Here is a 12,364-nt window from a genome sequence, read left to right as displayed (position 1 = left end):
CTTTTTACCAGCTCCTGAACCGGAGCCTTTTATTTTAAAATGACTAGCGGAGCCTTTAACAGACGTCCGCTAGTCAGATGATCATTCATACCGTGTCATTTCATCTAACGAATAAAAACGAGAGCGACCCCGAATCCTTTATCAGCATCAAACTCATTGATCACTTTCATGACCTGCCAGCGCTGGTTTGGAGCATCAGATTTTGTTGCAATCCCGTTATGAGCGTGAATAAAATCTCCCGGTTTCACAGTCTCATCGCATCTGACATATACCTGGCCGATGAGTCCGACAATGTTCCACTCGTCTCTCTCTTCTCTTGAAGCGTAGTCTTCTTCAGGCCGAAAGTCCGGATTTTCCTTTGGCGCCATGACCGTATGGCCGTTCGCATCTTTCTGTTCTTCATAAACATAGCCGCCAAATTCATTCTTTACGTATCGTCCCGACCAGTGAAAACTCGACTCGCCAAGAATCACTCCGGCGGTCTCGGAAATGACCCCAAGCATGAGGTCACCTTTTTCAGCCGGTCTGATCTTATCACCTTCAAGTGTGACAAGTGTTCCCGTCGGAATCTTTTCCCCTCTCAGGCTTTCAAAATACTCGGCGTAGTCAGAGAATGTCGAGGAACCTGTTACGCCTCCCGTAGCCTTAATTGTTCCTTCTTTTGCGTGAAGCTCAATCTTTCTGTTGGCTGATGACGGAGTGCTGCCGGCACCCCAGCCCCATACAGTTGAGTTCGCATTTGGGTTAATCGTATTGTATGAACCGATTACTCCAGATTGAGAACCTCCTGCAGCCTGTCCCCGGACAGAACCGACGACAAAGCCATTAGTTCCTGTAACATGGGAATCTTTAGATGCCATAACAGAAGATCCTTTATGTTTAAACAACTCATACGGTGTTTTTTTACCGCCTACATGAAATGTTGTTTCATATCCTTGAAAATCAATATTTGATATATTCAGATCCGGACCCGAAGAATAGAGTCCGACCGTTCCGCTGCCGGCTCCCAATCTATGCCCGTATACATTGCTCACTGTACAATTATCAACGCCTCCGCCAAAAGCAAGCCCCGTCGTGCCGCCGTCAACTAGAAAAACGCCGTCAATCATGCACTTACCTACCGCATTTTCTCCGCCAAGAACATACAGATCATGAGCAGCGGAGCGGAACCCGCGGATCGTAATATTCTTCAGATTGACATACCGCCCTTTGTAATAAATCATAATGATCGTGTCATTGCTGTAATCGTATGAACGATCTTCACAAATAGCTTGGAAATTCACTATATTAACTGAATCATAGCCCGAAACAACCAACGCACTCGCTCCGACGCCTTTATATATAGAATTTTGTTTAGGATTTGTTGCCTGACAATTTACTAATTGGACATCATGGGCAGTTTTTGATGTCGGCTCAGCCGATAAATGATGGCCAATATGTCTAATGCAAAAACCGATCGCATTTTCGTAAGCACGGCAATTAGCCAGTTGAACTCGTTTAGCCGCCGGTGCATAGTCATGCGCCTTAATTTCAAAACCGCGTGCACCGCCAATTGCAACACAGCTATCTACAAATACATCTTGAGAACCGTCATCGATCTCAAAGCAATTTGAATTTGACGTGCCATTCCCATTTCCCATCGGGTGATAGGAAACACAGTGGCTGAAAGTAGTGTGGAATCCAAAATGACAAGTAAAGTTATCATCCCCGGACCCTGTTGCTTCACAATGTGAAAACGTTACAAAGTTACAGCCGTTGGGCTGATAATAAGTTGGATCATCTTTTTCTCCATGTCTGTTATAGTTCGGGCTTGTAGAATCAAAGCCGTGCAGGCCGGCGTTCTTCGCAAACACATGCTCGACAAAAGAATAGTCAACATTCGCAAAAAGCAAACAGCTTGAAGTGGGGCCTTTCGGAATCTTCCAGCCGGCAGGACGCGTATCCTTGTTCCAATCCAAAGTGAGATGGCCGACATAAATATTTTCATTACCGTTCGTATAATCACTGTTGGTCAGAACAGAATGGCCGACCGGTGTTTCGTCTAATAATTTAATGACCGTTCTTTTCTTGCCTGCTCCGACAAGCATTGTATTTGAAGGAACAAACAATCCCGATGTTCTGAATACACCCGCGGGAACTGTTACGACATAACCTCCGTCGGCCATGGCATCATGAAATGCCTGCGTATCATCCGTTATGCCGTCACCTTTAGCTCCAAAATCCATAACGTTCCGCTCTGTCACATGTTCAAATCTGTTTTCATACATTTTAAGTCTTTCGTTTAAATTTTCATAAGTTGACGTGCCATTGCTAAGCGCAGCACCGGTTTTGCTGTCAATCGCTTCAAAGTTTTGAGCAATGCTTTCAACCTCAATCCCCTCCGTTTTATCGGGTTTGTAAAGTCCTAAGAAAGTCGTATAGTTTGTCATTGCCTTGCCTCCTATTTGTTAATTGTTATATAAAAATACCGCAGAAGTCATTTCGTTTTTTGCACCCCCTCATTTTCACTCCTGCATGTACAGGTGGCAAAGGTATGACAAATTCATACATTTTTTCAAAACATAAAAAGAGCGCCGGATTAACAAGCGCTCTGCACATAGTCTGCTGCTGCAGTATTTTAACCGTTCAATATTTTCTCGACACGCTCCCGCATTTGCGGAACGCCTAATCCGACAATGACCTGAAGCGCCCTGCCTTTTCTGACGACGCCGTGGGCTCCCAGCTCTCTGAAATCGGCGTCACTTTTGACCTTTGATTCATCAGCGACAGTGACGCGGAGACGGGTGGCGCAGTTGGTGACCTCCGTAATATTGTCCTTTCCGCCCAGCGCTTCAATATACAAAGCGGCTGTATCCCGCTGTGTTTCGTCTGCCGCCGCTGTTTCTTTTGAAGCCTGCTTCCGTTCTCTGTACTCCTTTTTCGAATAGAGCTTTGTTTCCTGCCCTTCCTCTTTTTCTCTGCCCGGTGTGGCGATGTTGAATTTGAGAATGAGGAAACGGAAGACGAAAAAGTAAACAGCGGTAAAACACAACCCGATGATGATCTGGTATACATACGTCAAGCCGTGGCTTGACGCCAGCGGGATCCAGTTCAAGGTCGCAGCTTCGATCAAACCGCCTCCCATATTTCCGACGACGCCGGCCATATACATGACGGTTGCCATGGAAGCGGCAAGCAAAGCATGAACCGCAAATAAAAACGGCGAGATAAAAAGGAATGTAAATTCAATCGGCTCTGTAATTCCCGCGACAATGGACGTCAAGGTGACCGGGATCAATAGGCCGGCGACGATTTTTTTCTTTTCCTTTGAAGCCGTGGCGTAAAAAGCGAGCGCGATTCCCGGAATGCCGAAGATTTTCGAGTTGCCGTGAAGCGCGAAGCCCCCCTGCGGGAACAATTCTTTCAGCGGTTTGACGCTTTGAGAGTATTCCCCGAGATGCTGGGCCCAATAGGTGACGATACCGCCTTCAGCCACAGCCGGACCGTAAATAAACGGCGAGTAAATAAAATGATGCAGGCCGGTCGGAATTAAAATCCGCTCCAGGAACGTGTAAATCCACACGCCGATCGCCCCGGAAGAAACGAGAAAGCTTTGCAGCGAGCCTATTCCGGACTGAACCATCGGCCACACGTATGCCACCGCAAGTGAAATCGGTATCATAATGAAGAAAGAAATGATAACGATGTAGGAAGATCCTTGAAAAATCCCCAGGAAATCCGGCAGTTTTTTATCAAAATAACGATTGTGCAAATACACGACAATAGATGAAATAAAGATGGCGCCGATAATATTCGTATCAAGCGTTTTGATCCCGGCGATCATCGTCAGCCCGCTCGTTCCGCCGGCTTCCTGAGTCATATCGACATGAAAAGCCCCGCCCCAAACCGTCAGAATCGCATTGATAAAGTAATTGAATGTCAGATAAACTGTAAGCGCTTCCAAACAGGCCCGCGCCTGCGCTTTTTTCGCTAAGGCGACAGGTATGCCGATCGCAAACAGGAGCGGCATTTGATTAAAGACGGTCCAGCCGCCCTGTTCAATGACGTACCAGCATTGATACCAAAGCCCGTCAGGATCAGCCAGCGGCCCCATCAGCGTTTTATTTTTAAACAGCGTACTCAGACCGACAATAATACCGGAAAATGCAAATAATAAAACAGGCACAAACATCGCGCTGCCGAAGCGCTGGACTTTTTGCATCATTTCACGTGACCTCCCGCTATTTATCAAAATTTTCGAGCTCTTTATAATCAACATATGCACGGAATAACGCTTCGCCCACCAGAAAAAACGGGGCGAATGCGACGATTTCCGTTTTATCGCTTAACGTCACCGGCTTGCTGGTCGCATAAAGATTATACGGCGTCGTTTGCGCCAGTACGTTGTTTTTCAGATTGGTGATTGAAATAAACGGAACTCCCTTTGCGGACAGGGTCCTTACCTGCGGAATTAATTCGGGTGTTTCGCCTGATAAAGAAATAATGATGAATACGTCATCAACCGTAAAATCATCACACATGATATCAAACTCTGTGATGTCCTGAATTAAAATCAGATACTTCCGCCGGGATACAAACATCCGCTGCAGCTCACGGGCGCACACCCTCTGAGCCGTCCCCGATCCGTAAACGAAAATCCGTTTTGCTTCATCTATCAGCCGGCACATCTCCGTCATATCTTTTGACTTCACGTATTTTACATTGGCTTCAATATCATCCAGCAGCTTTTCACACGTCATATTCTCGCCCTCTTCAGGCTGATCCTCCCATTTCAGAAAAACACGGAATTCACTGTAGCCGCTGAAGCCCAGTTTTTGGGCGAGCCGCAGGATGGAAGACCGAGAGACATTGCAGGCTTTCGCCATGTCATTGATACCGAGATGGTAGCACGTATGTTTATGATTCAATATATATTTTAAAATATAAAAATCGTTATCATTTAATTTCGCGTAATGCTGGTTAACCAGTTCTTCAAGACTCATCCCAAAAATCCCCCCGTTTTCTTTCTATTATATAGAATAACAGATAAAGAAAACGGGGAAGATTGTCATCAGGAAATAGGAGACGGACTTACATCAAGCTCAGGCCAGTAGTCCTTGTTAGCCTCCATCAGATCTTCAAGAATCAGTCTTGCCACACGGGCGTTCGGCACTGTTTTTGACAGGATCAGCGCCTGCCACAGCTTTTGAAATGACCGCTCTTCCCACGCTTCAGCCGTCAGTTTTTCGACAGACACCTGCTGTTCCATCAGGCCTTTTTGAAATTGCGGTATGTTCCCGACTGAGAGCGGTTCCGGTCCGTTTGAGCCTACGAGACAAGGAATCTCAACCATGGCTGACGGATCAAAGTTTGCGATCGCGCCGTTATTTTCAACGATTAACAGCATCCTCTCCCCTGTGTTGTAAGCGATGGCCCGGGCAAGGTCGACGATATAGGAAGCATGATCATCAATTTTAATTTCACTGTTCTCCGATGATTGTTCGCGCGTAATCATATCGCATTGGCTGAAAATGAAAGCTTCCCGCCCTTCCATGACTTCGTTGGCTCTCGTATGGTTCGGATTTGATTTTTTCACCATATCATCCGGGAATAAGTAATATTGCAGATATGTGTTCGGAAGCGTATCCGGATCAGCCGCCTGTACGTCGCGCGCTTTTTTGAATGTGTCATTCCAGCTTGCTTCAGTCTGTTCGGCCTCCGTCTTCGGAACGTAGCCGTATTCACGGACATGCTCTTTCAGCTTCGGCATTAAATCATTGCCATGCCGGTCTGTGATGGACGTCCACCAGCCAAAGTGGTTCAAGCCGTAGTAACGGACGTTCATTTCTTTCCGTGAAGATAATCCGAGGATGTTCGCCATGCGATCCTCAATTCCGACCGGCATGTCGCAGATGTTCAATATTTTCGAATTCGGTCTGAGGCGCCGTGTAGCTTCGGCCACAATCGCCGCCGGATTGGAGTAATTCAGCATCCATGCGTCGGGCGAGTACGTTTCCATATAATCAAGAATCTCCAGAACACCGCCGATAGAGCGCATGCCGTATGCGATTCCGCCCGGCCCGCATGTTTCCTGGCCGACCACGCCGTACTTCAGCGGGATTTGTTCATCGAGCGCGCGCATCGCATATTTTCCGACGCGGATATGCGCCATGACGAAGTCAACATCCGTAAAAGCCGTCTCTGGGTCATCAGTCGCCAGAAATTCAATGTCCGGCGCTTTTTCTTTTATAAATACCTCACACGCACCCGCAATCCGCTCCTGCCTTTCTTTATCATTGTCATAAAGTTTCAGCTTTCTGATCGGAAACTCTTCCAGGTGATTCAAAAGCATTAATACAATTCCGGGGGTAAATGTGCTGCCGCCGCCTGCAATAACGATTGAGAATGATTTGTCTGTCATGTGAAGCCCTCCTCTGATAACGTTTACATTTTATTTATATCATGAGAAGGTCCGATCTGTACCGGGTTTGGAGGAGTTAGATCATTTAATCATTTTTAGTTATTTTTCTCAAAAAGCGGGAAAGTTCCCACAGGTACGAAAAAGGCCTGCTGTCATCAGCAGACCCATTCTCAAAAATGCTCTTGTAAATCAGAAAGCAGTACTTCCTGCTCAAATTGCGGATTTCCGATCGGGAAAATTCTGGCTGTTTCCTTGTCTTCGTTGACATGCTGAATATAAATCGGAACTCCTTCGTACGTCACATACGCCATGGCGGCGGATTCTGAAATGTCTTTCGCACGCTGTGTATTCACGTCTCAAACCTCCTTTAGGCCTCACACATAACGTGTCCGGCAGCCAAGAGAAGTATGCTTGTTTCTTACAATTGTCCGGTGGTGAGTTTGAATTTTTTGAGGCGTTTGTAAAACGTGCTCCGCGGGATTCCGGCCATTTTGGCGGCCAGCGTGACATTCCCCTTCGCTGATTCAAGCGCGTTTACGATGATGTTTTTCTGAATGTGCTCCCGGATGGAGACAGGGGACGCTTCTTCTTGTTCATAAGACTCGGCCGCCTCTTTAAGACCTGACGCTTCAAGCAGGGCTTCGATGGGGCGTTCTGACAGCCGTCCGTCCGGGAACATGACGGAAAGACGTTCAAATACATTAAACAATTCCCTGATATTCCCCTGCCATTTCCGGCTCTTTAATAGGTCTAAAAAGTCATCAGGAAGCTCCCCCCGCCAGCCGCGATTTCGCTGAAATTCAAGGAAGAGGCCGGGAATGTCTTCGGTGCGTTCTCTTAATGGAGGGAGGTAGATCGGACAGACGTGAAGCCGGTAAAATAAATCTTCTCTCAGCTTTTTGCATTGGACAAGCTGTCTCAGATCAGTGTGGGTGGCAGTGATGATTCTGATGTCAACGGGAATCTCTTTTGTCCCGCCGACCGGGGTGACTTTCCGTTCCTGCAGCACCCGTAACAGAGCGACCTGCATGGAGTGTGATATTTCTCCGATTTCATCGAGGAAAAGCGTGCCTTTATCGGCTTTTTGCAAAGCGCCGTTATGTCCTTTCCGTTTGGCCCCGGTGAAGGCGCCTTCCGAGTAGCCGAACAGTTCGCTTTCAATCAGCTTTTCGGGGACCGCTCCGCAATTGACGGCGATAAACGGGCCGTTTTTCCTGGAGCTGTTGTTATGAATCGCCCGGGCGGCAACCTCCTTTCCCGTCCCGGTTTCTCCCGCAAGACAAACGGTCGCGTCCGTTCGGGCGACAAGCTCCAGCTGCTGAAGCATATGTCGGGATGACGGGCTTTTGCCTGCCGCACCATGGAATATAAAAGACGGCTTTTCTTCTCGTTTGGATAAATAAACGCATGTGTAGCCGTTCTCCTCCCGCTTCGCCTGCTTGATGTGATAGCCCTGTTCCTCAAGCTCGCGCAGCATATGTCCGGTAAAATGCTGAACGGGACGGCTTGCGGCGATAACCCGGCTCATTTCATTGCAAAGCACGATCGGATCGTGTGACCGGGTCAGCCCGGCGAATTTGCTGATCATATCAAGTTCTGTCATTTTAATCTTTAGGGCAAGCTCCCGTTCCGCCGTATAAGCGATGGAGGAGGCAATTCCGAGCATAAACGGCTGAGCGCGGGCGGCGGGGCAGGAAATATCGATGACACCCGCCAGCCGCCCGTCTTCATAACGGATCGGCGCGGCGGAACAGCTCCATTGATGAGAAGCGAGCGAATAATGTTCAGAGCCGTGTATCATGACCGGCTCATTTGTATAAAGAGCCGTCCCGATCGCATTCGTGCCGACGGCCGTTTCCGTCCAGCGGGCGCCTTTTAAGAAATTGATGCGGTTCGCTTCATGAATGGTGCGCGGGTGGCCGTCAACTGAATGGACAACGCCGTCAGAATCAATCAGGAGAACCATCATTTCCATTTCCCGCATCGCCGTTTTCATTCTTTCTGCATACGGCGTTGAGGCCGCTAAAAATAACGCATGCTTTTCGGCCTGTCTTTCTAAATGATCTGCCGGCATCACATTCGGCCCCTTTTCGAGATAAGGGTTGACGTCGGCTTTTTTGCAGCGGTGCCATGAGGCGGCCACCCGCTTCTGAATACGGGATTCATCGAGCACGCCTTCTTTCACAAAGCGCTTCCAGGTTTTAAAATCATTCCGAATGACATTCATTGTATTCGCTCCCCCCTGTTCAGACCATCTTTTCATATATTGTAGGGGAAAAATAAAGCGCTTTCAACGAAAAATACCCCTTCTCATCTGAGAAAGGGTATTCCGGTTATACGGAATGCACCGCAAGTCCGGTGACATTCAGCAGGGCTTCCTGAAGCGTTTCTGACAGAGTCGGATGCGCCGCGATAAAGTGCTCCGACATATCCGCCGTCATTTCACCGTTCATCATCATGACCGCCTGACCGATCAATTCCGTCACGTCCGGCCCGATCATTGACACGCCGACGATTTCTCCGAATTCCGGTTCGGCAATGATTTTCATTTTGCCGCCATGCTGATGTTTAATTAACGCTTTTCCGTTAGCAGAGAATGAGCATTCTCCGATTTTCACATCTCCGTATGTCTCTCTCGCCTGTGTTTCCGTCAGCCCGACAGCGGCCATTTCCGGCGATGTATAAATACAGCGGGGCACCGCCCGCATATTGACTTTGCTGTCCTTTCCCGAGGCATGCGCGGCGGCTGTGATTCCTTCATGAATGGCGGCATGCGCGAGCTGCATTCCTCCGGCCGCATCGCCGCACGCGTATATATGAGGCACATTGGTCTGCATATGGTCATTGACTTCAATACCGCGCGGAGAATACCGGATGCCGGCCTGCTCCAGATTCAGGCCTTGCAAACGCGGTTTTCTCCCGATTGCAACCAAAATGTGATCAGCCTGAGCCTCAATTTCTTTGCCGTCTTTTGTCCACACGGCGGTTTTCCTTTCTTTGTCAATCCGTTGAAGGGCGGCTTTTGTCTGAATATCAGCCCCGCTGTCTCTTAAAGAGTCTTCGAAAACGGCGGCGATTTCTCCGTCTTCTGCCGGGAGCAGCCGGTCAGCCGATTCAATCACCGTCACTTTCGTTTTAAACCGGCTGAATAAAGAGGCAAATTCACAGCCGATCACACCTCCCCCGACAATAAGCAGAGAAGAAGGAATTTGCTGTAAAGAAAGCGCGTCTTTGCTGTCGATCACCCAATCGCCGTCAAATGGGGCAAACGGCAGCTCCGCCGGTTCAGATCCGGATGCAATCAATATCCGATCCGCTTCCAGAATGTCTTTTGCGCCTCCTTCTCCTTCAACAAACAATGTCTGCTCTGTGAGAAATGAGGCTGTCCCGCTGATGACTTTAATCTGATTTGCTTTCATTAAGTATTGAATTCCCTGCACGAGCTGGCTGACGATTTGCCGTTTGCGCCCCTGCATGCGGGCCCAATTGAGTGTAATGTTTTGCGGCAGTTCGATGCCGAATGTATCTGCGTGCCTGATTTTATCGAGTACATTCGCGCTTTCCAAAAGCGACTTTGTCGGGATGCATCCCTCATTGAGACAAGTGCCTCCGAGCGGCCCTTTGTCGATCAGAACGACTTCTTCTCCCCTCCGCGCGGCAGTCACGGCAGCTGCATATCCGGCAGGCCCGCCGCCGATAATGGCTAGTGTCAATCTCTTCACCCTCTCTATAAAATCAATCCGGCCGGCTCTTCAAGCAGCGCTTTGACCGTTTTCAGGAAGTCCGCAGCCGGTGCGCCGTCACATACTCTGTGGTCAAAGGTAAGGCTCAGCGGCAGCATGGTGCTTTTGACAAGTTCATCTCCTTTAAACGCAGGCGTTTCATAGCTTGCGCCTACTCCGAGAATACCGGCTTCAGGCGGATTAAGAATCGGGGTGAAATGCTCAATTCCGTAACCCCCGAGATTTGTAATAGAAAATGTCGATCCGTGCAGGTCATCTCCGGAAGCATTGCCTTCCCGCGCCCGGCGTGCCGATGTGCTGATGTGATCCGCAAGCTCAAGGAATGAAAGCTTTTCCGCATCCCGAATCACCGGCACGACGAGACCGTTTTCAAGAGAAACCGCCATCCCGAGGTGGACATATGGATAGGTGATGATCCGCTCCTCTTGATAAGAGCTGTTCAGCTCAGGATGCTGTTTCAGCGCAAGCACCGCGGCCCGGGATACGAAATGTGTGACCGTCAGTTTAACACCGCTCCGCTTTTTCGCGCTGTCGGCGAGCTGCTGCTGCCATTTTACAAGCTCCGTAATGTCCGCTTTCATCGTCAGCGTCAGCTGGGCGCTGTTTTGCAGGCTTTTGTGCATTCGGTCTGCAATCACTTTTCTCATCGCTGAAGCCGGTTTTCCCTCCGGCTGTGCCGTCTGAACCGAAGACTGCGGTTCAGCTTCCGTCTTCATGGCCTTGATGACGTCAGCTTTTACGATTCTGCCTCCGGGCCCCGTCCCGTTCAGCGTATCAACTTTCAACCCGGCTTTCTCCGCCATTTTTCGGGCAACGGGAGATATTTTCACGCGGTGTTTACGCTTTTGCACGGCTTTGGGAGCGGGAATATGTTCAGGTTCAGCTTGCGGTTTCCCTGCATTTTCAGGAACCGGCGCCTCCTTCTCCCGCACTTCTTCGCCGTTTTCCCCGATATAACAGATGGGCGTTCCCGGCGGGACTCCTTCTCCCTCTTTGACTTTAATATGAAGAAGCGTGCCGCTTTCAGGCGCTTCTATTTCCATTTCTATTTTTTCCGAGTTGATGCTGGCGATGCTTTCTCCCTTTTCAACCGGGTCGCCGACTTTTTTATTCCAGACGGATACTTCACCTTTCTTCATCGCCATTCCCAGCTTCGGCATTACTACTTTTACAGCCATTCTATATCCCTCCTTTAATTCATTGCCGGCTCGCCAAGCAATTCAAGCGTGACGCTGACAATTTGGTCTGGTGTCGGCAAATATTGATCTTCAAGCACCGGCGAAAACGGCACTGGTGTATGCGGCGCTGTAATCCGTTTAATCGGTGCATCAAGCAAATCAAAGCCCTTATCGGCGACAATCGCAGCAATATCCGTGGCGATGCTGCAGCGCGGATTGGCTTCGTCAATGATGATCAGCCGGTTTGTTTTTTCTAACGATGTGAAAATCGCTTCCTCATCTAAAGGAGACAGACTCCGGGGATCAAGCACCTCGGCGTCGATGCCTTTCTCAGAAAGCTGCGCAGCCGCTTCAAGCGCAGTATTGACCTGCTTGCCGACTGCAAAGAGCGTGATGTCGCTGCCTTCGCGTTTGATATCCGCCTTTCCGAGCGGAATTGTATAATAATCTTCCGGCACCTCGCCCTTCATGTTGTAGGACGTTTTGTCTTCAAAGAAGAACACCGGATCATTGTCTTCTATTGCTGCAAGCAGAAGACCTTTGGCATCATACGGATTGGATGGAACAACTGTCTTCAGTCCAGGGATGCTCGTGAACAGGCCATACAGCGCCTGCGAATGCTGAGCGGCTGCCCGGAACCCGGCTCCGTATGTGGTGCGGACGGTGATCGGCACTTGCGCTTTACCGCCGAACATATAGCGGAATTTCGCCCCTTGGTTGATCACTTGGTCAAAGCACGTTCCGATAAAATCGTTAAACATCAGTTCCGCAATCGGTCTCAGCCCCGTGGATGCCGCAGCCATGGCCGCACCCATGTAGCCCGCCTCAGAAATCGGTGTGTCCAGCACCCTGCTTCTGCCGAATTCCTGTACGAGCCCCTTTGTGACCCCCAGTACACCGCCCCATGCTTCATCATCTTGCAAGTGATCGACCGCCGCTCCCCCGGCGACATCTTCACCGATTACAAGCACATTGTCGTCTTTTCTCATCGCAAGCTTCATTGCTTCATTGATCGCGTCCGACATGCTTATGACTCTCGCCAT

9 protein-coding genes are annotated in these 12,364 nt (G+C 49.3%); all 9 read right to left on the bottom strand.

The window, feature by feature from the left end:
• Nucleotides 1–104: 104 nt before the first annotated feature.
• The 9 genes from NYE68_RS04870 to acoB all read right to left on the bottom strand — a co-directional run bounded on the left by NYE68_RS04870 (nucleotide 105) and on the right by acoB (nucleotide 12,364).
• Nucleotides 105–2,429, bottom strand: coding sequence for a peptidase G2 autoproteolytic cleavage domain-containing protein (locus NYE68_RS04870; protein WP_254003610.1), 2,325 nt, complete (start codon nucleotides 2,427–2,429; stop codon nucleotides 105–107).
• A 188-nt stretch (nucleotides 2,430–2,617) separates the two neighbouring features.
• A complete protein-coding gene (locus NYE68_RS04865) occupies nucleotides 2,618–4,204 on the bottom strand; it encodes an alpha-glucoside-specific PTS transporter subunit IIBC (RefSeq protein WP_012117097.1) in 1,587 nt (528 codons plus the stop codon).
• A gap of 16 nt (nucleotides 4,205–4,220) precedes the next feature.
• The gene (locus tag NYE68_RS04860; protein WP_324636055.1) at nucleotides 4,221–4,982 is read right to left on the bottom strand and encodes a MurR/RpiR family transcriptional regulator; all 762 of its coding nucleotides are present in this window, start codon (nucleotides 4,980–4,982) and stop codon (nucleotides 4,221–4,223) included.
• 68 nt (nucleotides 4,983–5,050) lie between these two features.
• Nucleotides 5,051–6,400, bottom strand: coding sequence for a maltose-6'-phosphate glucosidase (gene glvA / locus NYE68_RS04855; RefSeq protein WP_007610111.1), 1,350 nt, complete (start codon nucleotides 6,398–6,400; stop codon nucleotides 5,051–5,053).
• Between the two features lie 170 nt (nucleotides 6,401–6,570).
• The gene (locus NYE68_RS04850) at nucleotides 6,571–6,753 is read right to left on the bottom strand and encodes an H-type small acid-soluble spore protein (protein WP_003155535.1); all 183 of its coding nucleotides are present in this window, start codon (nucleotides 6,751–6,753) and stop codon (nucleotides 6,571–6,573) included.
• A gap of 65 nt (nucleotides 6,754–6,818) precedes the next feature.
• On the bottom strand, nucleotides 6,819–8,627 hold the full coding sequence (locus NYE68_RS04845; RefSeq protein ID WP_015417046.1) for a sigma-54-dependent Fis family transcriptional regulator: 1,809 nt from the start codon (nucleotides 8,625–8,627) through the stop codon (nucleotides 6,819–6,821).
• Nucleotides 8,628–8,733: 106 nt separating this feature from the next.
• Nucleotides 8,734–10,113, bottom strand: a complete 1,380-nt coding sequence (gene lpdA / locus NYE68_RS04840; protein WP_254003609.1) for a dihydrolipoyl dehydrogenase — start codon at nucleotides 10,111–10,113, stop codon at nucleotides 8,734–8,736.
• Between the two features lie 14 nt (nucleotides 10,114–10,127).
• Entirely contained in the window at nucleotides 10,128–11,321 is a 1,194-nt protein-coding gene (locus tag NYE68_RS04835) for a dihydrolipoamide acetyltransferase family protein (protein WP_015417044.1), read from the bottom strand.
• A 14-nt stretch (nucleotides 11,322–11,335) separates the two neighbouring features.
• Nucleotides 11,336–12,364 (bottom strand): acetoin:2,6-dichlorophenolindophenol oxidoreductase subunit beta, encoded by a 1,029-nt coding sequence (acoB, locus tag NYE68_RS04830; protein ID WP_061861978.1) that lies wholly within the window; start codon nucleotides 12,362–12,364, stop codon nucleotides 11,336–11,338.

The sequence above is a fragment of the Bacillus sp. FSL R5-0447 genome (assembly GCF_038606125.1).
GTDB classification, from domain to species: domain Bacteria; phylum Bacillota; class Bacilli; order Bacillales; family Bacillaceae; genus Bacillus; species Bacillus velezensis.
This window is presented reverse-complemented; position numbering and strand designations above follow the sequence as displayed.